Origin of the sequence: Phyllobacterium sp., assembly GCF_037994405.1 — a bacterium.
GTDB lineage: Bacteria > Pseudomonadota > Alphaproteobacteria > Rhizobiales > Rhizobiaceae > Phyllobacterium.
Genome location: NZ_JBBNAN010000278.1, coordinates 1 through 24,393 on the forward strand (window position 1 = coordinate 1; position 24,393 = coordinate 24,393).

21 protein-coding genes are annotated in these 24,393 nt (G+C 57.1%); 10 read left to right on the forward strand and 11 right to left on the reverse strand.

The annotated features are described in order from the left end of the window. Positions 1-20: 20 nt before the first annotated feature. From AAAC48_RS15225 to AAAC48_RS15265, 9 genes are read right to left on the reverse strand one after another with little or no spacing between them, the layout of a single operon-like run. Entirely contained in the window at positions 21-578 is a 558-nt protein-coding gene (locus tag AAAC48_RS15225) for a thioredoxin family protein (RefSeq protein ID WP_340654979.1), read from the reverse strand. A 21-nt stretch (positions 579-599) separates the two neighbouring features. Beyond that, the gene (gene rpe / locus AAAC48_RS15230; RefSeq protein ID WP_340654980.1) at positions 600-1,289 is read right to left on the reverse strand and encodes a ribulose-phosphate 3-epimerase; all 690 of its coding nucleotides are present in this window, start codon (positions 1,287-1,289) and stop codon (positions 600-602) included. Continuing rightward, positions 1,286-2,224, reverse strand: coding sequence for a CbbX protein (gene cbbX / locus AAAC48_RS15235; protein ID WP_340654981.1), 939 nt, complete (start codon positions 2,222-2,224; stop codon positions 1,286-1,288). The genes rpe and cbbX overlap by 4 nt, the downstream gene beginning before the upstream one ends. Further along, positions 2,217-2,636: a ribulose bisphosphate carboxylase small subunit gene (locus AAAC48_RS15240; RefSeq protein ID WP_340654982.1), complete on the reverse strand. Its 420-nt coding sequence runs from the start codon at positions 2,634-2,636 to the stop codon at positions 2,217-2,219. The genes cbbX and AAAC48_RS15240 overlap by 8 nt, the downstream gene beginning before the upstream one ends. A 10-nt stretch (positions 2,637-2,646) precedes the next feature. Next, complete coding sequence (locus tag AAAC48_RS15245) at positions 2,647-4,107, reverse strand: form I ribulose bisphosphate carboxylase large subunit (RefSeq protein WP_340654983.1); 1,461 nt, start codon at positions 4,105-4,107, stop codon at positions 2,647-2,649. A 29-nt stretch (positions 4,108-4,136) separates the two neighbouring features. Continuing rightward, positions 4,137-5,216 carry a class II fructose-bisphosphate aldolase gene (gene fba, locus AAAC48_RS15250; protein ID WP_340654984.1) on the reverse strand — a complete coding sequence of 360 codons (1,080 nt, stop codon included), beginning with the start codon at positions 5,214-5,216 and terminating at the stop codon, positions 4,137-4,139. Between the two features lie 2 nt (positions 5,217-5,218). Beyond that, complete coding sequence (tkt, locus tag AAAC48_RS15255; protein ID WP_340655002.1) at positions 5,219-7,243, reverse strand: transketolase; 2,025 nt, start codon at positions 7,241-7,243, stop codon at positions 5,219-5,221. A gap of 10 nt (positions 7,244-7,253) precedes the next feature. Further along, a complete protein-coding gene (locus tag AAAC48_RS15260) occupies positions 7,254-8,126 on the reverse strand; it encodes a phosphoribulokinase (RefSeq protein WP_340654985.1) in 873 nt (290 codons plus the stop codon). 15 nt (positions 8,127-8,141) lie between these two features. Further along, positions 8,142-9,191 carry a class 1 fructose-bisphosphatase gene (locus AAAC48_RS15265; protein ID WP_340654986.1) on the reverse strand — a complete coding sequence of 350 codons (1,050 nt, stop codon included), beginning with the start codon at positions 9,189-9,191 and terminating at the stop codon, positions 8,142-8,144. A gap of 121 nt (positions 9,192-9,312) precedes the next feature. On the opposite strand from AAAC48_RS15265, the gene AAAC48_RS15270 reads away from it, so the two are divergent. The 4 genes from AAAC48_RS15270 (at position 9,313) to AAAC48_RS15285 (ending at position 13,609) form a co-directional block, all read left to right on the forward strand. Continuing rightward, a complete protein-coding gene (locus AAAC48_RS15270; protein ID WP_340654987.1) occupies positions 9,313-10,257 on the forward strand; it encodes a LysR substrate-binding domain-containing protein in 945 nt (314 codons plus the stop codon). A 69-nt stretch (positions 10,258-10,326) separates the two neighbouring features. Continuing rightward, entirely contained in the window at positions 10,327-11,055 is a 729-nt protein-coding gene (locus tag AAAC48_RS15275; RefSeq protein WP_340654988.1) for a polysaccharide deacetylase family protein, read from the forward strand. A gap of 179 nt (positions 11,056-11,234) precedes the next feature. Beyond that, positions 11,235-11,741, forward strand: a complete 507-nt coding sequence (locus AAAC48_RS15280; RefSeq protein WP_340655003.1) for a FecR domain-containing protein — start codon at positions 11,235-11,237, stop codon at positions 11,739-11,741. Positions 11,742-11,743: 2 nt separating this feature from the next. Further along, the gene (locus tag AAAC48_RS15285; protein WP_340654989.1) at positions 11,744-13,609 is read left to right on the forward strand and encodes an adenylate/guanylate cyclase domain-containing protein; all 1,866 of its coding nucleotides are present in this window, start codon (positions 11,744-11,746) and stop codon (positions 13,607-13,609) included. Positions 13,610-13,638: 29 nt separating this feature from the next. Here AAAC48_RS15285 and AAAC48_RS15290 read toward each other — a convergent pair whose 3' ends face one another. Then, positions 13,639-14,979, reverse strand: coding sequence for a hypothetical protein (locus AAAC48_RS15290; protein ID WP_340654990.1), 1,341 nt, complete (start codon positions 14,977-14,979; stop codon positions 13,639-13,641). A 9-nt stretch (positions 14,980-14,988) separates the two neighbouring features. Further along, the gene (locus tag AAAC48_RS15295) at positions 14,989-18,534 is read right to left on the reverse strand and encodes a S8 family serine peptidase (protein WP_340654991.1); all 3,546 of its coding nucleotides are present in this window, start codon (positions 18,532-18,534) and stop codon (positions 14,989-14,991) included. Between the two features lie 305 nt (positions 18,535-18,839). Here AAAC48_RS15295 and AAAC48_RS15300 point away from each other — a divergent pair, with 305 nt between their 5' ends. The 6 genes from AAAC48_RS15300 to AAAC48_RS15325 all read left to right on the forward strand — a co-directional run bounded on the left by AAAC48_RS15300 (position 18,840) and on the right by AAAC48_RS15325 (position 24,383). Next, positions 18,840-19,787, forward strand: coding sequence for a LysR family transcriptional regulator (locus AAAC48_RS15300; protein WP_340654992.1), 948 nt, complete (start codon positions 18,840-18,842; stop codon positions 19,785-19,787). A 133-nt stretch (positions 19,788-19,920) separates the two neighbouring features. Then, positions 19,921-20,736: a cytochrome c oxidase subunit II gene (locus tag AAAC48_RS15305; RefSeq protein ID WP_340654993.1), complete on the forward strand. Its 816-nt coding sequence runs from the start codon at positions 19,921-19,923 to the stop codon at positions 20,734-20,736. A gap of 54 nt (positions 20,737-20,790) precedes the next feature. Next, positions 20,791-22,569, forward strand: a complete 1,779-nt coding sequence (gene ctaD / locus AAAC48_RS15310; protein WP_340654994.1) for a cytochrome c oxidase subunit I — start codon at positions 20,791-20,793, stop codon at positions 22,567-22,569. Continuing rightward, positions 22,566-23,270, forward strand: a complete 705-nt coding sequence (locus tag AAAC48_RS15315) for a cytochrome c oxidase subunit 3 (protein WP_340654995.1) — start codon at positions 22,566-22,568, stop codon at positions 23,268-23,270. The genes ctaD and AAAC48_RS15315 overlap by 4 nt, the downstream gene beginning before the upstream one ends. An 11-nt stretch (positions 23,271-23,281) precedes the next feature. Further along, positions 23,282-24,016 (forward strand): heme-copper oxidase subunit III family protein, encoded by a 735-nt coding sequence (locus AAAC48_RS15320; protein ID WP_340654996.1) that lies wholly within the window; start codon positions 23,282-23,284, stop codon positions 24,014-24,016. A gap of 10 nt (positions 24,017-24,026) precedes the next feature. Continuing rightward, positions 24,027-24,383, forward strand: coding sequence for a cytochrome C oxidase subunit IV family protein (locus AAAC48_RS15325; RefSeq protein ID WP_340654997.1), 357 nt, complete (start codon positions 24,027-24,029; stop codon positions 24,381-24,383). Positions 24,384-24,393 lie beyond the last annotated feature (10 nt).

Below are 24,393 nucleotides of genomic sequence, written 5' to 3' on the forward strand. Positions count from 1 at the left end.
GCGGCATCCTCTGCCTCTTATCAGGCATTCTCCCGCCATTTGATCGAACAACCGACCGACGCAACCTGATCGCGTGGACCTTGCCCCGAATTGGCAACCTGCTTCATTGCTTCAAACAGATCGCGGCGCATGTCGGGGGCACCCTCTTCCTTGCGCGATGCATCCAGCCGGCCGCGATATTGCAGTTCGCCGGCACCATTAAAACCGAAAAAGTCGGGCGTACAAACCGCGCCATAGATCCGTGCGATGCTCTGATCTACATCGTGCAGATAGCGAAAGGGAAACTCGTTCTCGCGAGCGAAACGCTGCATGTTTTCGTATGAGTCAGCTGGATACGCCGTGGCATCATTGGCATTGATGGCCACGAAGCCGATACCAAAATCCTTCAGGTCGCGCGCATCACGCACGATGCGCTTGATGACGGCCTTCACATAGGGGCAGTGGTTGCAGATGAAGGCAACGACCAATCCCCTGCGTCCGCCCTGCGCGAGAATCGAATGGCTCGCACCATCGGTTCCGATAAGAGTGGCATCTACGGCCTTCCAGCCAAAATCGCATAGGGGTGGTGTCGCTGCCATTAGCCGGTCCTCCCGATTGATTCAGGCCGCTATTTGTTGTCTCGCATGATCGGCAGCATGACGGATTGCGGCGATGTTGTCAGCATAGGCCGCCTTACCTCTGCCCTTGAATATGGCCGAACCAGCAACCAGGACATCAGCGCCAGCTGCAGCCACCAGCGGCGCAGTCTCCGGCGTGACCCCGCCGTCGATCTCAATATGGATGGGCCGCGTTCCGATCATCGCCTTGACGCGGCGCACCTTTTCGACGACCGAAGGAATGAACGCCTGACCGCCGAAACCGGGATTGACAGTCATGAGCAGAACAAGGTCGAGTCTGTCCAGCACATATTCGATCACGCTTTCCGGGGTCGAGGGGTTGAGCGACACTCCGGCTTTCTTGCCGAGGTTGCGAATGGCCTGAAGTGACCGGTCGAGATGCGGCCCGGCTTCGGCATGAACGGTTATGATATCGCATCCCGCTTCGGCGAAGGCAGCGAGATAGGGATCGGCTGGAGCGATCATCAGGTGACAATCGAATATCGCCTCGGTTCTGCTGCGGATCGATTTTATGATCTGCGGCCCAAAGGTGATGTTGGGTACAAAATGTCCATCCATGACGTCGAGATGCACCCAGTCGGCTCCCGCGTTGATGACATCCTCGACCTCCTCACCGAGCCGTGAAAAGTCTGCGGAGAGGACCGACGGCGCGATGAGTGTCTGCTGTTTCATAGCGATTGTTCCTCCCTTGGAGATGCGGAAAAAACACGGCTGACCCTGATATCATCAGCGGTGATAGTGGACAGGGCCGCTGCATCGGTTGGACCATCGGAGGCCTCGAACAGCCGGTTGGCGTGTCGCAACCTCGCCCGATCGAGCGCATTGCGGATGGACCGGGCATTGGCGAAATGCGGCTGCTGTTTCCGACGTTCGATATAGTCGGCCATGATGGCACGGCCTTCCGCATCGAAGGCGTAGTTCTGCTTCACCAGCATGGTCTCGGCAATGCCAAGCAATTCTTCGGAACTATAGTCCGGGAAGTCAATGTGATGGGCGATGCGTGAGCGAAAACCGGGATTGCTCTCGAAGAACTTGTCCATGCGGTCGGCATATCCGGCAAGAATAACCACCAGATCGTCGCGCTGGTTCTCCATTACCTGAAGCAGGATCTCGATCGCCTCCTGACCATAATCGCGCTCGTTCTCCTGCCTGTGCAGATAGTAGGCTTCGTCGATGAACAGCACGCCGCCCATGGCCTTCTTGAGGATCTCCTTGGTCTTCGGCGCCGTATGGCCGATATATTGTCCGACGAGGTCATCGCGCGTGACCGAAACGAGATGCCCCTTGCGGATATAGCCGAGCCGATGGAGCAGATCGGCCATGCGCAGCGCCACCGTCGTCTTGCCGGTACCGGGATTGCCACTAAAGCTCATGTGCAGCGTTGGCGTTTCATGCGCCAAGCCCATTCGCCGGCGTGCCCGTTCAACCAGAAGCAAGGCGGCGGTTTCCTTGATCCGCTGCTTGACCGGCTTGAGGCCGATCAAGTCGCGGTCAAGCTCGTCGAGGACGTCCTTGACACCGGACTCGACATATTCGGCACGCAGGTCGATGGCAGCGGGCGTATCCCCGCCGCCCTCAGCGATTTGTGTGATGCTGGCGTCAGCCATAGCGCTGCCCCGCCGGCTTGTCGGTTGCATAGGATCTCGTCGTATAACGAACGACGCGGCCTTCTCCTTCCTGGCGTGCGAGATGGAAACCTGGCTCTTCGGCAGGTCTGTTCACGAGGAATGAGAGTTTGACGGACTCCCAGCCATGGCTGTTATCGAAGGCAACCAAACGAATATAGCTGTCGCCATAGACCTTGCGGCATTCCTTCAACTCCATCATGAGCGCCGCCGCGTCAGGATTGTCGAACATGGGGTGCCCCCACATTTCCCAATAGGTATTGCGCGGGTGCGGGTCATCGGTGAATTCAAGGCTGACGGCCCAGCCATTGTCGATGCAATATTGCACCTGCTTGGCGATCTGCTCATCGCTCAGGTCGGGCAGGAACGAGAATGCTCCCTGGGTAATACGCATGTCTCTTCTCCTATTCGGCGGCTGTTGCTGTCGGAATGAAATCCGGCGAGTCGGTTGAGGTGTAGTTGAAGGAAACGTCCTTCCAGACTTCGAGTGCCTGCTGCAAAGGCTGGCAGCTGCGCGCAGCCATGCGCAGGATTTCCGGACCTTCGTTGACGATATCGCGGCCCTCATTGCGCGCCAGCACCATGCATTCGAGCGCAACACGATTGGCGGTAGCTCCGGCGGCAATGCCGAGCGGGTGCCCGATCGTGCCGCCACCGAACTGCAGCACCACATCTTCACCGAGAAGATCAAGAAGCTGATGCATCTGACCCGCGTGGATACCACCGGATGCCACCGGCATCATTTTGTTGAGCGACGCCCAATGCTGATCGAAGAAGACGCCGTTCTCCAGCTTCATTGGATTGAAGTCCTCGCGGCAGATATCGTAATAGCCGCGTGTCGTTGCCGGATCGCCCTCGAGCTTGCCGACGACCGTTCCCGCATGGATGTGATCCACACCAGCAAGGCGCATCCACTTGGCGATCACGCGGAACGACACCCCATGGGATTTCTGCCGTGTGTAGGTGGAATGACCAGCGCGATGCAAATGCAGGATCATGTCATTGCGGCGCGCCCATTTGGCCATGGACTGGATCGCCGTATAGCCGATGACGAGATCGATCATGACAATGTTCGAGCCCAGCTCCTTGGCAAAATCCGCACGCTCATACATGTCTTCCATGGTCGCCGCAGTGACGTTGAGGTAGCTGCCCTTGATCTCTCCGGTTGCCGCCTGCGCCTTGTTGACGGCCTCCATGCAATAGAGGAAGCGTTCGCGCCAGTGCATGAAGGGCTGCGAGTTGATGTTCTCGTCATCCTTGGTGAAGTCGAGGCCGCCCTTCAGTGCTTCGTAGACCACGCGGCCATAGTTGCGACCGGAGAGGCCGAGCTTCGGCTTCACCGTTGCCCCAAGCAGCGGACGGCCGAACTTATCGAGCCGTTCGCGTTCGACAACGATGCCTGTCGGCGGACCCTGGAAGGTTTTGACGTAGGCGACCGGCAACCGCATGTCCTCGAGCCGCAGCGCCTTCAGTGGCTTGAAGCCGAAGACATTGCCAATGATCGATGCCGTCAGGTTCGAAATGGAGCCCGGCTCGAACAGGTCGAGATCATAGGCGATGTAGGCGAAATACTGGCCCTCGCCATTCGGAACCGGATCGACGCGATACGCCTTGGCACGGTACTTTTCCGTAGCTGTCAGGCGATCGGTCCAGACAACCGTCCAGGTGGCGGTTGACGATTCACCGGCTACCGCAGCTGCGGCTTCGATCGGATCCACACCATCCTGCGGCGTGATGCGAAAGAGCGCGATGATATCGGTGTCCTTTGGCTCATAATCGGGCTCCCAGTAGCCCATCTTCTTGTATTCCATGACACCGGACCTGTAGCGGTCCTTTCCTGTGACCGTTTCCGACTTGTTCGACATGGTGAGGTCCTTTCCTGTTAATGTCAGTCTCAAGCAGCCTTGGCTGCGGCGATCTGCGGGTCGAGCTTGCCTGCGACGTAGCGTTTGGCCATGTCGTCGAGCCCGATGACCTTGATCTTCGATGCGTGTCCGGCCGTTCCGAACCGTTCGAAGCGGTCTCGGCAGAGGTCACGCATCGCATCCATGGCAGGTTTCAGGAATTTGCGCGGATCGAACTCGGCCGGATTCTCCGTGGCGATCCTGCGAAACTGCCCGGTCATCGCCATTCGGCAGTCCGTATCGATATTGACCTTGCGCACGCCGTGGCGGATGCCCCGCTCGATCTCCTCGACCGGCACGCCATAGGTTTGCAGCATCTCGCCGCCAAACCTGTTGATTACGTCCTGCAGAGCCTGCGGAACAGATGATGAGCCATGCATGACGAGGTGGGTATTCGGGAGCTTGCGATGAATCTCCTCGATCACGCCCATCGCCAGAATGTCGCCGTCCGGAGCACGGGTGAATTTATAGGCGCCGTGGGATGTGCCGCAGGCGATGGCCAGCGCATCGACCTTGGTTCGCGTGACAAAATCCACTGCCTGGTCCGGATCCGTCAGCAGCTGATCGTGGCTTAGCACGCCGCTCGCACCATGACCGTCCTCAGCTTCCGCTTCGCCGCTCTCCAGCGATCCGAGGACGCCAAGCTCGCCTTCGACCGAGACCCCAATCCAATGCGCGATTGTGGTGACCCGCTTGGTGATCTCGACATTGTATTCATAGGAGGCTGGCGTCGCAGCATCACCCTCAAGCGATCCGTCCATCATGACCGAAGTGAAGCCGTGCCGCATTGCCGTCATGCACGTAGCTTCGTTATTGCCGTGATCCTGATGCATGCAGACGGGAATAGACGGATAGATATCGACCAATGCGTCGATCATCCGCGCCAGCATCAGGTCTTTTGCATAGGATCGTGCGCCACGTGACGCCTGGAGGATGACGGGCGCGTCGCAGGCCGCAGCCGCTTCCATGACGGCGAGCCCCTGCTCCATGTTGTTGATATTGAAGGCGGGCACGCCGTAGCCATATTCGGCAGCATGATCGAGCAATTGTCGCAAGGTAATTCTGGCCATGATCAATATTCCTTGTCGTTGATGAGCTTGCGCGCTGTGGCGACGATATTTTCGGGCGTGATGCCAAAGTGACGATAGAGGTCGGGAGCCGGGGCGCTCGCGCCAAAGCCCTGCATGCCGATGAAAGCGCCCTTCTCGCCAATCCAGCGGTCCCAGCCGAGGCGTGCAGCAGCCTCGATGCCAATGCGTGGTGCTGCGGCCAGTACCGAGCGGCGATACGCGGGTGTTTGCGCTTCGAACAGCTCCCAGGATGGCATCGAGACAACAGCTGCGGCGATCTTGTACTGTCCGCGAAGGATATCGGCGGCGGTACAGGCGATCTCTACTTCCGATCCGGTCGCCAGCAGCGTTACCGCCCGCGCCTCGGCGGGTTCGCGCAAAACATAGGCGCCTCGGCTCGACCGGTTATCGTCGCTATGAGCTTGGCGCAACATTGGCAGATTCTGACGGGAGAGCACGAGAACGCTCGGCCGATCACGATATTTGAGTGCCAGTTCCCAGCATTCGGCGGTCTCGATAATGTCTGCCGGCCGGAACACATTGATGCCTGGCGTCGCACGCAGCATCGCCAAATGTTCGATCGGCTGATGCGTCGGACCGTCCTCGCCAAGACCGATCGAGTCATGGGTCATGACGTAGATCACCTGCTGGCCCATCAGAGCAGAGAGCCGCACGGCGCCGCGCGCGTAGTCGGCGAACGCCAGGAACGTGCCGCCATAAGGAACGAAGCCGCCATGCAGCGCAATGCCATTCATCGCAGCGGCCATCGCGTGTTCACGAATGCCATAGTGGATATAGCGGCCGGAAAAATTCTCCGCCGAAACATCCTTCATCCCAGGCGTGATAGTCAGGTTGGAATGCGTCAGATCAGCGGACCCGCCAATCGTCAAGTCGGTGGCATTGTTAATCATGCCGAGCACCATCTCCGATGCTTTGCGGGTGGCAACCTTGGTCGCCTTCTCGACGTGTTCGCGCCGAAATGCATTAAGATCGTCGAAGAGTTCTGCGGGCAACTGCTTCTGAACTGCTTGCTTGAATTCGTCGCATCGCGATGAAGCGGCTACCCGCACACACCATTCGCGCCGTTCATCTGCGCCTCGACGGGCAACATTGCGCCATGTCTCGACGATGGCCTCGGGAACATCGAAGGGCCGATGCGGCCAGCCGATGGCAAGGCGGGCCGCAGTAATTTCCGCGTCACCGAGTGGCGCGCCATGGGTCTTTTCGGATCCTTGAAGGTTCGGCGCGCCCTTGCCGATGATAGTCCGGCAGGAGATCAGAGATGGCCTGTTCGACGATCTTGCCCGGGTGATGGCATCCGCGATTTCTTCGCAATCGTGACCGTCGATCTCCTGCACGTCGAAACCGGCGGCCTTGAACCGGGCTAGTTGGTCCATCGACGTCGAGAGCGACGTCGGCCCGTCGATCGAGATGGAGTTGTTGTCCCAGAAGACGATGAGTCGCGACAGTTTCAAATGGCCGGCGAGATCGATCGCTTCGTGACTGATGCCTTCCTGCAGGCAGCCATCGCCAGCGATCACGTAGGTGTAGTGATCGACGATCTCTTCGCCGAAGCGTTCGCCGAGCAACCGTTCGGCCAGCGCCATGCCAACAGCCGTCGCAATCCCCTGACCGAGGGGGCCGGTGGTCGTTTCAATTCCCTGCGCATGGCCATATTCCGGGTGGCCAGCGGTCTTGGCTCCAAGCTGGCGAAACCGCTGCAATTCCTCGATCGGCATATCGGGATAGCCGATCAGATAGTGCAGCGCGTATTGTAGCATTGAACCATGACCGGCTGAGAGCACGAAACGGTCGCGGTCCGGCCATTGCGGGTGCAGCGGGTCGAGCTTGATGAACCGGTTGAAGAGGACAGTCGCCACATCCGCCATGCCCATTGGCATGCCGGGATGGCCGGAATTTGCCTTCTGAACACTATCCATGGCGAGAGCACGGATCGCATTGGCCATGTCGCGTTCGGAAACAGTTTCGATATCCGGCTTCTCTTGAAGCAAAGCTTGCGTGTTCATCATCTTCTCCTCACGAGGCTCGGTTTTTGCGTTCGATCAACTGCATGATCAGCGGCGTCAGGATGAGTTGCATGGCAAGGTCGAGCTTGTTGCCCGGCACGACAATCGAATTGGCCCGCGACATGAAGGAGTCATGGATCATCGAAAGCAGGTAAGGAAAATCAATCCCGCGCGGCCGGGCAAAACGAATGACCAGCATCGACTCGTCAGGCGTCGGTATCCACCTTGCTATGAACGGATTCGACGTATCGACGATGGGAACCCGCTGGAAATTGATGTCCGTCAGTGTGAATTGCGGCGTGATGTAGCGGACATAGTCTGGCATGCGGCGCAGGATCACATCCATGACCGCCTCGGTGGAGTAGCCGCGGGTGGCACGGTCGCGGTGGATCTTCTGGATCCATTCGAGATTGATGACCGGCACGACGCCGATCTTCAAGTCCGCATGTTTTGCCAGATTGACGCTTTCGGTGACAGCGCAGCCATGCAGCCCTTCGTAGAACAGCAGCGTGCTCGGCGGAAAGTCGCGCCATTCAGTGAATGTACCGGCGGGCGTGCCATGAAGTTCGGCTTCCTCGTCATCGTGGATGTAGGTTCGCGTCTGGCCCGTACCCCTGCGCCCATATTCTTCGAAGACTGCTTCCAGCTTCTCCAGTTCGTTTGCATCGACATGGAAATGCGTGAAGTTGGGATTACCCTTTCGTTCCTCCTCGGCGACCTTGGCCTTCATGGCGTTGCGGTCATATTTGTGGAACGCATCACCTTCGATAAAGGCAGCATTGATCTCTTCGCGCCGGAAAATCAGTTCGAAGATGCGCTTGACCGAGGTGGTCCCGGCACCAGAAGAGCCAGTGATAGAGATGATGGGGTGCTTTGCCGACATGATATCTTCCTCCCATCAGACCCTGAACAGGCCGCGATTGCTGAAGAGCGGCGCGCGCTCACCAATGTTGCTTGGTTCTGTGTGGTATCTGCCGATACGTGCCACTTCTCTCGCCGACCCGAAAATCAGCGGAACGCGCTGATGCATGCTCTTTGGCGTGAGTTCGAGAATACGGTTGACCGTGTCGGTCGCAGCGCCACCTGCCTGCTCGATGATGAAGGCGATTGGATTGGCTTCGTAGACCAGCCTGATCCTTCCCTCGCCATAGCCTTTTCTCCTGTCGCCAGGATAGAGAAACACACCGCTGCGCACGAGAATCCGATAGGCTTCAGCGACCAGGGACGCGATCCAGCGCATGTTGAAGTCACGTTCGCGCGGACCTTCCGTGCCCTTCAGGCAGTCATCGACATAGAGGCGCACCGCCTCGTCCCAATGCCGGTAGTTGGCAGCATTGATGGCGAATTCCTGTGCGCGGTCAGCGATGATGATGCTCTCATAGGCTTGCACGAAAGTGCCGAGCCGCGACGAGAAAACGAACACATGCGTGCCGCTGCCGACGGTCAGAACCAGTGCCAGTTGCGGTCCATAGATAAAAAAACCGGCAGCGAGCTGACGCTCCCCTTTTTGATAGAATGAAGCGTTTGGCTCGCTGTCCGGTTGGCCAACCACCGGGAGGATGGAGAAGATTGTCCCTATGGAGACGTTGGTGTCGATGTTCGAGGAACCGTCCAGCGGATCGATTGCCAGAGCGAGCGGCGCGTTCGGATCGAGCAAGGCCGGATGCTCAAGCTCCTCTGACCCATAGAGAGCAACCGGTGCCTGACGCATGGCTTCGAGGAACATGTCGTCGGCAAATACATCGAGGTCTCGCTGCGAATCGCCATCAGCGTTCTTGCTGCCGTGCGGGCTGGCAAAAGCCTTCCCGAGGGCGCCCTGGTTGATCGTGTTGCGTATCTTGACCGATGTCAGCGAGAGGTGACGCACAACGGATGACACTGCGGCGCGCAGCGGATCGCCGCTTTCAGCATATGATCCAAGGAAGGCGTCTAGTGTCGCCGTTGTCATGATATTCCTCCCGTGCCTGCTCGTCTCCAAGCGTCAGGCTTCGGGGGCATGGAACCAGTTGAGAGAAGATAAGTAAAATTTATTATATTTACGGATGCACTAAATTATTTTAACTTATCGTATGCGCAATCTCAATTTGAAACAACTCCGGGCAGTCCAGGCCATTATGAAACACGGCACGATTGCCGCCGCTGCCAATGCCTTGGGCTTGACGCCTCCAGCGGTAACGATCCAGCTCAAGCTTATTGAAGAGGATGCGAACCTCATCCTGTTCGATCGAACGAGTGAAGGTCTGCGCCCAACTGTCGCGGGTTTCGCCTTTCTCGACGCCGCGCAAATGATCGAGGAACGGCTGCGTCTGCTCGACGATGAGATCGATGCAATCAAGGGGCTGCGTGTCGGCAGCCTGACATTGGGCGTTGTCTCGACCGCGAAATATTTCGCCCCGCAACTGATGGCGACATTCAGAAAGGAACATCCGGATATCGCCATCAAGCTCGCGATCGGAAACAGGGCGGAGACGATCGCAAGTCTCAAGAACCATGAGGTGGACATCGCATTGATGGGTCGCCCTCCGAAGGATATTCCACTTCGGTCATCAGTCTTCGGCGACCACCCGCTGGTCATGATCGCAGCGCCCGACCACCCACTCGCCAAGTGGCGGGACATCACAAAAGAGCGCATCGCTCAGGAGCATTTCCTCGTACGAGAGCCAGGATCCGGAACACGCATATCGCTGGAGATATTCCTGAGCGAATTGCCTGGGAGGCTCGATGATCTCGGGACGGAAATGTCTTCGAACGAGACGATCAAACAGGCGGTCATGGCCGGGCTTGGCATCGCCTTCATCTCGGCCCATACGATTGCCCTGGAGTTGGAGGTTGGCAAGCTGGTGATGCTTGATGTGATCGGCATGCCTATTCGCCGGCAATGGTTCTCAGTCGTGCGCACAGACCGGGTTCTTTCTCCAGCGATGCGGGCATTTCAGGATTTTCTCAATCGCAAGGGCGCACAATGCCTGCCATTCTTTGAAAAGCTCTATCCCGACACCGACACCATCTATTGATGAGAGATTGACACAGGGTTGTCGGACCATACGTTGCAATCTCCGGTTGCTATTTTGGGGAAAGTCAATGTGAAGTCAGTGAACCGCGGACTGTTTGTCACCTTGTTTCTGCTGATGAACTTGCCAGCCCTCGCCGCTCAAAAAACCATACACCTGACATTTGATGATGGACCGTTGAATGGAACAGCCAATATCCTGCAGGTTCTGGCCAAGGAACAGGTCCCTGTGGCGATGTTCATAGTTGGAATGCACCCAGACCTGAATCAGCACCGTGCCGCACTCGTCGCAAAAGCAAAATCGATGCCATTGGTGACCCATGCCAACAACCACTACCGCTATTTCTACGCTTCGGTCGAAGATCTGCTCGCCGATCTAGCGCGCACGGACAAGTCGCTGGGACTGAAAGGCCCGCCGATCTATGCACGCCTGCCCGGCAGGAATGTGTTTCGCTTGCCAGACATGTCCTCCGACGATTTCTCAATCGGCAAACCGGAAGGCCGGCGTAAAGAGCCCGGTTTCGAGTTCGTGGCGGCTTCCGGCTACTATTTGTATGGCTGGGATCACGAATGGGTCTATGACGATCGGGGTAAGCCCGTTCAGAAGGTTGGACATCTGGTCAGCGAAATCGATCACCTCTTCGCCTACGGGAAGCTGGCAAAACCGGACAAGCTGATCCTGCTCATGCATGACGAGATGTTTCAGGACAACTACAACGGAACCGCAAACCCTCAAGCACTTGTCGATACACTCAAGAAACGTGGCTACGCATTCGGCAACATCAGTAGCTTCGATGGATGATTCAAATAATGAACTTGCAGCTGGACTGCCTATGAGCTGCAATGATGCGTCTGCCCCAGCCGTAAAATAACAGACGGTACGCGGCAATTTGGCTATATTGAACTGGGGGCGCCTCGCAGTTTGCGGCGCATGAGCAAGGAGATACTTCCATGGCATTGGTGGGCAGAATTTTGCGCGACATGGTGCCCGTGTTGTTTGCATTTGCGCTTTGCACGGGCGCTGCCTCCGCGCAGTCGCCCAAATCGGGATGCGCGTTGCAACCGGTAGGCGGCACTTCCCGGCAACTCCTGCGCTGTCAGGGAGGTCTGACCGTCATCGCCGAAAGCGGCGCCCGATATAGCCTGGTCGACCGCAACAAGGATGGCAAGGTCGATGCGGCCAAGCTGCAGAGCAAAGCGCTGTTACTCGATTTCGCCGCGGGATCATCCGGGACGGGCTTTCAAGTGAGTACACCCCAGGCCATCGCCGCCGTCCGTGGCACGAAATGGGCGGTCGATGTTGCGGCCGGTAAGACCTCGGTTTTCGTTGTCCGGGGCGCGGTTGCGGTTCAGCGGCCCACAGGGGGTACGGGGGTAGTGCTCAATCCCGGCGAAGGCGTCGATGTCGATCAAGGAACGAGCGCTTTGACCGTGAAACGTTGGCCGAGAGCGCGTGTTTCCGCACTGATGGCGCGCTTCGGTCAGTGAGCATGAGCGGACGGGCATTTCAGACACTGATCGCACTGGTGCTCGCCGGACTTTGGGGTGCTGGCCTTGGTTTCGCACATATGCGCGGCGACATGTGGTTTCTCGATCGAGTCGAAGCCACGATGACCGATCTCCGCACGGTCGTCCGCGGGCAGAGGCCTGCTCCTAACGCAGTAACCATCGTTGCAATAGATGATGAGGTAGTCCGACAAGCTGGGAGCTATCCGCTCCCCCGGGCGAAACTTGCCCAAATAATCGATGCTGTGGCGCAGTTGCATCCAAAGGCGATCGGAATTGACGTGCTATTGGTTGATGAGGGCCCGAAAGAAGGTGATCAAGCCCTTGCAAAATCAATCAATAGCAGCCCCAGCGTCCTCGCTGCCGCCGCCGTCTTTCCAGAGGGCCAGCAACACATAACAACGAACCCCGACGATCCGCTGGCCAGCGTGCCCAGCGCTGAGCGTTTCTTGCTGCCATTGAACTCGTTTGCGGACGTTGCAGCGGTCGGCGTGGTGAATGTCGCCACCGACCAGAACGGAACACCTCGACTCGTTCCGATGCTGTTCAAAAGCGGAAACCATATCGAGGCATCGTTTCCCTTGCGGGTTGTCTCCGTCGCGAAGGGTGTCGAGCCTGCTGTCGAACCAGGCGGTATCCTGCTCGGCGAACAGATAATACGAACCGACATCGGTCAGGCCTTGCCCCTGACGTTCTACGGTACCAGAGGCGCAATTCGAACGATCAGTGCCACGGATGTCCTGAACGGGAAACTGAGCCGCGATAGTATTGAGAACCGTATTGTCGTACTGGGAACAACGGTTACTGGCGGGGGTGACGTGTTTCCGACACCCTTTGATCCGGTATTACCTGGCGTAGAAGTCATTTCCACCGCAATATCGCATTTGATGAGCGGCGACGGGATCGTCCGCGACCGAAACGTACGTCTCGCGGACGCTGGCTTTGCGGTCGGATTGCCCTTGGTGCTTGTTGCCCTGTTGGCCTGGCGCCGCAACGTTGTTGGCTTGATCGCGATCGTTGGCGTTGTTCTGGTCTGGCTGGCTTTAAACATGGCCGCGTTCGTAAATGGGGTTTGGCTCAGCGCGGCAGTTCCAATGGCTGCGGCCATACCGCCGGCGATCATCTTCGGAGCGACGCAGCTTTGGCTAGGCAAGCGCAGAGCCCAGCATTTTGCCGAGCAAAGCGCGCTTCTGCAGCGGATTCAGGCACCGGGTCTGGGGAACTGGCTTGCACAGAACCCGGGTTTCCTTGCCGAGCCTGTTCGCCAGGATGCGGCCGTCGTCTTTATCGATCTTTCAGGATTTACCGGTCTCAGCGAGACATTGGGACCGAACGCTACCCGCGAATTGTTGAATGGCTTCTATCAACTGGTGGACAGGGAAGTAACAGCGAGCGGAGGCGCGATCAGCAGCTTTATGGGGGACGGCGCTATGATCCTGTTCGGCTTGCCGGAGCCTGCCGCCGACGATCCATTGAACGCTGTTCGATGTTGCATCGGTCTTTGCAATAGCACCAGAGACTGGCTTGGCTCCCTCTCAACGTCAATACATTCTCGCATCGGCTTCAAGGTGGGAGCCCATTTCGGTACCGTCGTGGCGTCCAGACTTGGCAGTGGGAGCCGCCAGCAGATTACGGCGACTGGCGATACTGTGAACGTTGCCAGCCGCTTGATGGAGGTTGCTGCCGGCCACGGTGCCGAACTCGCGCTGAGCGAAGAAATGCTTCACGCTGTCGGCCGTGACGCGGAGTTGTTCAGATCCGGGGTACTCAGCGGCCCACTCGAGACGCAGGTCCGTGGACGCTCGGGTTCACTCGCCATCTGGTTATGGCAAGGCTCGCGGCCCCATTAAGCGGCAACCGTTCCGCCGCAAGAAGGCCATCAGATCAAGAAGTCGAAATAGAGATCGGTTGCCGTTACATTGCGGACAGGCGGGTCGGGTGCTTCGTCAATACGAACCACACCATTCCCGGCTTTCGATCCAAGTGCCTTGACCAACTCCGGAAGAGGCATATTGGCCCATCTCTTCTTGACCGCCATCTCATGATCGACTGGGATTGCGGCCAGTGACAGATTCTTCATCAACTCAAGGCCGGCGGCCCGCAATGTCGCGTTGTGGCTACCGTGGTGACCGACCTTATAGAAGATGGTCCTCGCCAGCAGATCAGGTCCTGTGACCTTGCGACCTTCGACGTCCCAGGAAAGATCGGTCCATGATAGCCAATTGCCTACCTGAGCATCGGCAACAAACAAAAGGACATCACCGTCCGGGAATTCGATCGCCAGCACAAGGCTGGTGTTGTTCGTTGCACTATCGAGGGCAAGCGCCAATTCAGAAGCACCGCCAAGCCATGACGTATCTATCTTGCGCCATTCGGGCGCCTCTTCACCCGGCCCCCAATAGTGCTTGCGGAAAAAGTCCATCCCGCGCGTGATGGCAAACGGGATTGCGCGAAGGTCGCTGAATGGCGTGCTGCTGTCGTCCGGCAGCAGCGCAGCGACCACGTTTTCCGACAGCTGGTGCGCCGCGATGCCATAGGTTTCCGGGTCACGCGTCGAGGGAAGGGTTCGTCTTATTTGTTTGGCATCGTGGGGCGGCCCGAGAACATAGAGTCTGACATCAGGATCGGACAGATGAACGGGATCGTCCGTGGCACGGCAGTAGCGCGGCTTTCCCATTTTCATCACTGCATTCATTGCATCCTCGGTGGAAGCGCCCCCTGCTGCACCGAAAAATCCAAGCAGATTGTCCACCTCACTGGCGCCTTCCTCATCACCAGCCATGGTCATTGTCGCCGCACTCATCCTCAAGGCAGTAATCGCCTCCGCGCGCTCCTGACGGAGTTCCTTCGCGAGAGGATCGTCGGGATCTTCGGTCCATGCGACCCACACCTCGCCCACCTTCAATTTCGCGAATGTTTCCGACGCCTGGATAAAGCCTGACAGGTGATCCCAGTGCTGGTGCGTCGCAACGAGGATATCGACGTGGCCGCCGGTTTCCTTGACAATATCCTTTGCAACTTGCGTCATTTTATCGACGGCATTCTGCGTGCCGAGGATGACACCACAATCAAGAAGGATGCGGAGCGGATTTGTTTTCTTGCGCGGGATCGTAATCAGGAAACAATCGCCGAGCCCCTGACGGTACATACGAATTGTAGCCCGATGAGCGGTATCCGATCCGGGAACTTTCAACTTCGTCGCAATCTTCTTTTTAGCCATTTCCCGCTCCTAGTGCACACCATGGAGCAATGCGAAAGGCTCATTGCCACCAGGAGCTTCATTGAAGTAGGTCGCTCTCAAATTATAATCGAGCTGCGCGCGATAGTCTGACTGCTGCTTGATCCTTTCGGCATTGGTAACGCGCTTCCTGACGCAATAGCGGATCGTATTCGCTTCGATATCAAAGATCAGCGTACAGCCGCCGCGATAGATACCCCCAGAGTCATCATCCGGTTTGAATGTCTGCGTAATCTCGACGATCAGATCAGTTCGGCTCTGTTCGTCTGGCCCTACGCGCCTTGCGGGCCGAATGGAATGAACCTCGATACCACGTATGATGCCTTTGATGTTTCCAATGGTCATGGGCTGACTGCGACGAACGAACCCGAGTACTGCAAGCTCATCGTCGGACACCTTCCTGGGAGAGACAAGCCAGGAATGAAACGTCGCTGCATTTTCCTGCGAAGCTTGGTAGGAAGCACGGCGATCACCACCCAGATTCCACGTCAGCCGCATCTGTGAGAGAATTTTCGACACGTTTCGCAATGGAAGCGGCGGCGGTTCCCAAATAAGATTACCCGGCGATAGATGCCGGACACCCGATGGATAGATCCCGCGATCCCGGAATGCTGCGACAAAGGCGACGCGGTATCCGCGCGGATCATCTGGTACAAGGTCGCGGTCGGCGGTAATGAGGGCCCTTAAATAATCACCAAAGGTAATGTCGACAGGTGGGCAATAGTCCAGCGCCCTTATGCACATCGTGAGAACCTGTCCCGCCACCTTGCTCGCTTCGTCCGCCATACGGTCAGCGAGGTCAACTGGGATATCTCCGGGCGGTAATACACCGGTGCCCTGCGTTGCCAATCTTACCAGATCGGCCGTCCTTGCCTTGTAGATGGAGAGGAAAGCAGCAAAGACTGCAGACACGAGGACTGCGCCGAGTGCATGAGGTTCTTTGCTGGGATCGTAATCTGTGGGCAGCGGTTTCCTGGCAATCCATTTATCGTCTTTATCGCGCGTTCCAATGGCGTCCCGCAACGCGCCATACCCCCCCCTCAATGCCTGGCCAAACTCGATTGCAAGTTCAGCAAGGAGATTTTCCTGGCCAAGATCTCCCCGGGTACGCCTGATCTGATGACGCAGAGCTTCGGGCATCGTGAAGTGTTGGAACAGTGCGACGATATCCGCAAATGCCTCGTGAAACGCCAATACATCAGGATTGGTCGGTTCGCGAAAACGCCTGTGCAGGCCGTCCAGCAGCGCATGCGTTGTCTCGTGGGCGATGACGTCGTGGGACAAGGCCGTGAACACGACGCCATGCGGAAGTCCGAAACCAGCCGTTTTCTCGCTGGCAGTGAAATAGCCGAGAAGAAGCGCCTTCCGATCAGGGCTGTAATAGGCGTTGCGGGCGCGGATGCCGTGAGGATAGACGCGCAAGCGCTGGATATATTCCCGCTTCGACGTTTTGCCAGCCGCCACGATACGTGGCGCCCATAAAGCCGATCGTCCCAACGCACGCTCAAAATACTCGATCGTCCGCATGGCAACTGCATAGGTCATCTGTTGGTGGAATTGCGGGTTTCCTTCCGATGGCGCCACTCCGTCCTGCGGCAAGAGGTGCTCGTGGTTCAAGTCCACCGGCGCGTAGGCACAGCGGCTAGAAGGGTCGACGTCGGTCACTTCAATATATTCGCCTACTGGTCCCGGTTGAAGGCCCGATTCCCATCGGATGTCCAGGACGGCCTGATTGATTGCGGCGGTATCAAGATTTGTCGCCAGCGATGGATCGAACGCGAACACACGCAAGCGCCGGCGTGTTGGCGCAGCTATATCCGGATTCATCGCCGACTTGAGGTGGAACTTGCTGACCGCATCCCCCGCGGGCGTAAGTGGCGTTACTGGCACTGATGTACGCGTCGCCGACGAAAGGGTTTCGCGCAGCCGGCGTGAAGCACCAGGCTGGGAAATCAGCGCCTCGGCAATATTCAACCTATCTCTCGCGCTCAGTGACTGCGGATCAACAAAGGGATCCGGCAGGGCCGCCTCAACCACGGCAGACTGCGACAACTGCAGCGCCTCGAGTTCAAGCATCTGGCGGCCAGCGTCAGACGCAATGCCAAAGTCACCACCGGTCAGCACGTTGAGAATCGGAAACGACGCGCTGTCCGCCGGAACCTTGGCAAGATCGCTAGCCCTTGGCGGCGCGATGTCCAGCGCGACAAGAGCTTTGAGCTCGCCGCGTCCGAGGCGGCGTAAATCCCCACCCGCTCCCGCCGACAGAAACAGCGCCTGCCGGACCGCCTCTGCTCTCATCCAGTCTTCCCCATAGGCCGCAAGCTTGGCCATGTTACTCTGGATCCACAGCGCGGCCGACGCCGCCACCTGAGGGGTGGCCGATGAAGTGCCATTGCCATCGAAGTCGACTATATCGGCACAGCCTTTGCGGGCCCACGGCGTGTTTGGTGTGCAAGCCGCGATCGCGGTCTTCATCTTGGAGGCAGGCCCGTAATTGCCCGCCATTATCGCGGCAGGCAGGTCGGCGTAGGGGGCATGGTTTGCCATCACACCGCAGGCGGCCACGACCCGGTTGAACCGGGCGGGATAAACGATATTGCGAGTCGGCAAATTGGCGTAATTGTTCCCCGCTGCCGTAACGATGAAAACGCCACGCTCGTAAAGTGCGTTGACCGCGTCCGCCCATGCCCTAGAGGCGAGCCCTCCCATGCTCATCGTGATGACGTGAACGCGGGTCGCTGGGTTGGCGCATAAACTGTGAACGTAATCCAGCGCCTTGGCGATCGAGCTATTGGAAAACAGGACAACGCTGTTGGCGACGCGAACAGGCACCACTTCCGCATTCGGAGCACATCCCGCCGTCGGCGTTGTGCCAAAGGCCTTGCCTGCAAGAATGCCTAATGTCCCTGTTCCATGACCGGGATTGGACAAAGCCGCCTCGGACGTCGTGTCTGTCGCGTCATTTGGCCTGTCTGTATCAACGAAATTCCGCTGAAGTGCCAGATTCATGCGCGCCGGCAAACTGTGGTGCCGCGGATCGTAGCCGGTATCGAGGTGAGCGATGCGCACCCGATTGGCGTTACCGGGCGGCCCCACCTTGGCAATTGCGTCATCGAACTGAGAATGGCCCCGCCTTCTCAGCCAGAAATTATCTGGATCGCGCGGATATGAAGCGCTTTGCACACTCGCGTGCTCGCAGCTTGCAGTCAACCCGATCCCAAGTGCCTTTTCATCTCCAAACAACCATCGCTGCTGGAAATCAGGCTCGGCGAATTCCACAGCTCCACCAGCCACGCCCAGCCCGTCGGACAACATGAAATGGCAAAGGTCCCAGGGATTGGTTCCATCGTCCTCCTCTGCCGAAAGAACATGCCATGCGGGACCCGCTGCTGCGCCCAAGGCCGCATCATGCCCGATGCTCTGAAATAGCGGTTCGACTATGAATCCCGTCTTTGCGGCACCGATCGCCAAACGTTGTCCGACGATAGCTGCCGATGTTTTGATCAACACGCGCCGTGCCGTTGCTGCCTCAGCCATCCCCCGCCTCCCCTTGAACGGCGCGACACGTTTCTGTCCGTCACGCGGTTCCAACAGCAGTCGTCAACACTGACCACGAACTTCTGTCCGTTCAGTAATGCACCAGGTTCTTCGCAGAATTTTAAATAGAAATAAGTATTCGACAATAGTAAACCACAGAGCCACGTTCAAGGCAAATGAAACGGGCGAGAAGTGACCACTAGCTTGCATCAGGCATTTTGCGGGTCTTCCTCCGAACCACTGGCTGCATTATAATTTAAATTATGACCCATAATTCACGTGGGTCGTTAAGGAGAAGGTGCAAAATGCGTGGCAGTGAGTATTCCAGTCTGAAGGCATTTGCCGCAATCGCGCAACACCGCAGCTTCTCTGGAGCCGCAAGGGACATAGGTGTTTCGGCATCAGCCTTGAGCCAGATTATTCGGGACCTCGAGAAGCGATTAGGCGTCCGGCTCTTCAATCGAACGACGCGCAGCGTGACGCTCACGGATGCAGGTGGCCGGTTGCTTGATCGAATTCTCCCATTGTTTGAAGAATTTGACGCCGCCCTGGAAGATATTGGCAGCCTGCGCGACAAGCCATCCGGCACACTGCGTATCTGTGCTCAACATATGGCTATCAGTTATCTAATCCAGCCAATGCTGCCGCGTTTTCAGGAACTTTATCCCGACATTGTGCTCGAACTGATAAGCGACGAGGCCATCGACGACATTTTTGCCCGCGGATTCGATGCCGGTGTTCGCCTTGGCGAATATATCGAGAAGGACATGATTGCCATCCGCATCGGCCCCGATTTGCGGCAGGTTGCGGTGGCCACGCCGGATTACCTTCGCAAGTACGGCACCCCTCAGACGCCCAATGACTTGCAGCATCATTGCTGCATGACCTGGAAACAGCCGGGTCGCGAGACACTTTACAACTGGGAATTCGCGAAGGACGGCAAGTGGTTTGAAGTCGCCGTCCGGGGTTCGCTCATGGTCAGCGACTGCGGAGTAGCACTACGCGCCGCGCGCGACGGAATGGGGATAACCTTGTGGATGGAGGAATGGGTGCAGGATGACATTCGGAACGGAAAACTTGTCCCGCTGCTGCAGGATTGGTCGCCGCCCTTTCCCGGGTTTTACCTGTTCCATCCAAGCCGCCGTCAGGTACCAGCCAACCTGCGGGCATTTATCGATGTTCTGAAAACGGCAACAAACGTGCCTTCGCACGGGCCTCAGCTTGAGGATACTTTATATCGCGTAAGTGGATGATTATAGGGGAAAGCAGTTCAATCTGGAGCTTCTTCCAATTGCCTGTTTTTCTTCTTCGTGAGATGCTAGTGTCGAGTTTCTACAGATTGCAAGTTCATGTCCACAGCCGATCACGGCAGGAAGGGGACAAGGAATGGCTGTCGTACTTATTCTGGTGTTTGTAGCAGTTGCGTCGGTTTTGTTTCATCTGTTGAGTCCCTGGTGGTGGACGCCAATCGCGTCCAACTGGCAATATATCGATAATACTATCACCATTACATTCTGGATCACCGGCTTCGTGTTTACCGCGGTGGTGCTGTTTGTCGCTTATTGCGTTTTCCGCTTCCGGCACAAGCCGGGCAACCGCGCTCACTACGAGCCGGAGAGCAGGAAGCTCGAATTCTGGCTCGCCACGGTTACTGCCATTGGCGTCGCCGCCATGCTCACGCCTGGACTGTTTGTCTGGAACCAGTTCGTTACGGTTCCGAAAGATGCCACCGAGGTCGAGGTCGTGGGCCAGCAATGGCAGTGGAGCTTTCGGCTTCCGGGGGCCAATGGGAAGCTCGGCACGTCGGAAACCCGTGATGTCAGCGCCGACAACCCTTTGGGCCTGAACAAGAATGATGCTGCAGGACTCGACGATATCATCATTGAAGGCGGTGAATTGCACGTGCCAATCGGCAAACCGGTCAAGATGGTCCTTCGGTCCGTTGATGTTCTGCACGATTTCTATGTTCCTGAATTCAGGGCGAAGATGGACATGGTGCCCGGCATGGTCACCTATTTCTGGTTCACCCCAACCCGGACTGGCACGTTCGAAGTCCTCTGCGCTGAATTGTGTGGCGTTGGGCACCCGCAGATGCGCGGAACGGTCGTCGTCGATACGGAAGCCGATTATCAGGCATGGCTGCAACAGCAGCAGACATTCACACAGATGATGGCGTCCGGAGAAGTGCCGGCGAAGAATTGAGTGATGGCGCCCTTCGGGAGAAAGGGCGATTGAGATACACAGGGAGGTCTATTGATGGTCAACGTTCCATCCAGCATTGATGACACCATCCCGCTGGCCGAAGTCGAAGATGTCGAGCTCTATCATCCTCATAGCTGGTGGACGACTTACGTCTTCAGCCAGGACGCCAAGGTCATCGCCGTTCAATACTCAGTAACTGCCCTGTCGATTGGCCTGGTTGCGCTTGTCCTTTCATGGCTTATGCGCATACAGCTTGGTTTCCCCGGCTATTTCGCCTTCATCGATGCTGAACGTTATTACCAGTTCATCACCATGCACGGTATGATCATGGTGATCTACCTTCTGACCGCACTGTTCCTGGGTGGTTTCGGCAATTACCTTATCCCGTTGATGCTGGGTGCCCGGGACATGGTCTTCCCCTACGCCAATATGCTCAGCTATTGGCTCTATCTTCTTGCCGTATTGGTACTTGTCGCGGGATTTTTCGCACCGGGCGGTCCGACGGGTGCAGGCTGGACACTCTATCCGCCACAGGCCGTTCTTTCAGGTACACCGGGCGGCAAGGACTGGGGTATCATCCTGATGCTGATTTCGCTGATCCTGTTCATCATCGGCTTCACCATGGGCGGTTTGAACTATGTGGTCACGGTCTTGCAGGGTCGCGCGCGCGGCATGACCCTGATGCGTATGCCACTGACAATCTGGGGAATCTTCACAGCTACGGTCATGGCGCTGCTCGCCTTCCCCGCCCTGTTTGTTGCCTCAGTCATGATGCTGTTCGATCGGGTCCTGGGCACCAGTTTCTTCATGCCGGCTATTGTGGAGATGGGTGAGCAATTGCAACATGGTGGTGGCAGCCCGATTCTTTTCCAGCATCTGTTCTGGTTCTTCGGTCACCCCGAAGTCTACATTGTCGCTTTGCCAGCCTTTGGTATCGTCTCCGATCTGATCAGTACCCATGCGAGAAAGAATATCTTCGGATATCGCATGATGGTTTGGGCGATCGTGATTATTGGTGCCCTCAGCTTCGTCGTCTGGGCGCACCATATGTATGTCAGCGGCATGAACCCGAACTTCGGGTTCTTCTTCGCCACCACGACGCTGATCATCGCGGTCCCTACTGCGATCAAGGTCTACAATTGGGTGCTCACCTTGTGGCGCGGCGACATTCACCTCACCTTGCCGATGCTGTTTGCGCTCGGTTTCATCGTCACTTTCGTAAATGGCGGTCTGACAGGGCTGTTCCTCGGCAATGTTGTCGTGGATGTTCCGCTGTCCGACACAATGTTTGTCGTCGCACATTTCCACATGGTGATGGGCGTCGCCCCAATCATGGTCATATTTGGGGCAATCTATCATTGGTATCCCAAAATTACGGGGCGCATGATGGACGAAACCATGGGACGGATCCATTTCTGGGTTACGTTCCTCGGCGCGTACCTGATCTTCTTCCCAATGCACTATCTCGGGCTGCTAGGCGTACCGCGCCGGTATTATGAACTGGGAGAAACGGCATTCATTCCAGCATCGGCCCACTCGCTAAATGAATTCATCACGATCGTGGCCCTGATCGTAGGCGCAGCGCAGATGCTGTTCCTGTTCAATCTGATCTGGAGCCTTCGGAGAGGCAAGGAAGCCGGTGGCAATCCTTGGCGGGCAACAACACTCGAATGGCAAACGCCGACCACGCCACCGCCCCATGGAAATTGGGGCAAAGAACTTCCGGTCGTCTATCGCTGGGCATATGATTACAGCGTCCCGGGCGCGGCGGAGGATTTCATTCCGCAAAACCAGCCGAACCCTGATCGGCTGTCCATGGAGAACAGATCATGAGTGCCATCTTGATCTTCATGGCCGGGCTCGCCGTGATCATCTCTTGGTGGATGGCGCATCAGCGGCTGACGTCTAAACCCTGGCTGGAGGTGGGTACCGCAAGCGACACGCCAGGCTTTGACGTATCGTCCATCGAAACCGCGAAGATCGGCCTCGGTGTCTTTCTGGCCGTCGTTGGCGCCTTGTTCACCCTCTTCATCAGCGCGTATTTCATGCGAATGGGCCTGGCGGATTGGTGGGCGATTCCCCTCCCAGGTCTTCTTTGGGTCAATACGGGCGTGTTGCTCGTCAGCAGCATTGCCCTTCAGTGGACGAAAATCCGGGCACAGCAAGACCAGATCGAAGCCGTTAGAGCTGGACTTTTGGTAAGTTTCGTGACTGCCGCCGGTTTTCTCGTCGGACAGGTTTTCGCTTGGCGCGAACTGGTAGACGCAGGCTATTTCCTCGCCGACAATCCCGCAAACAGCTTCTTCTACATGATCACTGGGATGCATGGCTTGCACATCCTGGGTGGTCTCGTCGCACTCAGCCGCACCAGTCTTAAGGTGTGGGAGGGAGCCTCAGCAAAGAAAGTTCGATTGAGCGTCGAGCTTTGTGCCATGTACTGGCACTTCATGCTGCTCGTCTGGTTAATCCTGTTTGCCTTGTTTGCGGGCTGGGCAAACGATTTCGTCGATATCTGCCGGCAATTGCTGACGTAGGGGGTTTGAAGATGCATGAATCCACCAAAACACAACCTGCCCCTGCCCCAACGCCCGCCCTCTTGCGCCACCATGGGTTGCGCGGATTTGCCTCTGATTGGGCGTCGGATCAGCGAACGTTCAAGAACGTCTCCTGGGGCAAGGCGATGATGTGGATTTTCCTTCTCAGCGACACGTTCATCTTTGGGTGTTTCCTGCTTGCCTATATGACAGCCCGGATGTCGACAGCCGTCCCCTGGCCCAATCCGAGCGAAGTCTTCGCCTTGAACATCGGTGGCAAGGAGATACCGCTTATCCTGATTGCCATTATGACATTCGTTCTCATCAGCAGCAGCGGAACGATGGCAATGGCGGTCAATTATGGCTACAGGCGCAATCGCCGTATGACGGCGATCTTGATGCTGCTGACCGCCCTGTTTGGCGCGACATTCGTTGGCATGCAGGCTTTCGAGTGGACCAAGCTGATCACTGAAGGTGTGCGGCCATGGGAAAATCCTTGGGGCGCCCCTCAATTCGGCTCGACCTTTTTCATGATCACCGGCTTTCATGGGACGCACGTCACGATCGGTGTCATCTTCCTGATCATCATTGCCCGCAAGGTATGGCGCGGAGATTTCGACCAGGAGAAACGTGGATTTTTTACAAGCAGGAAGGGTCGCTACGAGATCGTCGAGATCACCGGACTTTACTGGCACTTCGTTGATCTGGTTTGGGTATTCATCTTTGCCTTTTTCTATCTGTGGTGAGGTAAGTCACATGGCACAACCTGGAACACATTTGGCACAGCCTGCAATACATGCCGAGCACCAAGAACACCCGATCAAGCTTTATCTTGTCGTTTGGGCGCTGCTCTTTGTCCTGAGTGTCTGCTCTTACATGGTCGATTACCTGGGAATACAGGGCTACCTGAGATGGTCCCTGATCTTGCTTTTCATGGTTCTGAAAGCCGGGCTGATCGTCGCGATTTTCATGCACATGGCATGGGAGCGGCTTGCTCTGGTCTATGCGATCCTGCTACCGCCGGTATTGGTGCTAGTCTTCGTAGCGATGATGGTATCAGAGGCGAATTACACGCTGTTGACGCGCTTGACATCCTTCGGCGCAGCACCGTAGATCCAATGAT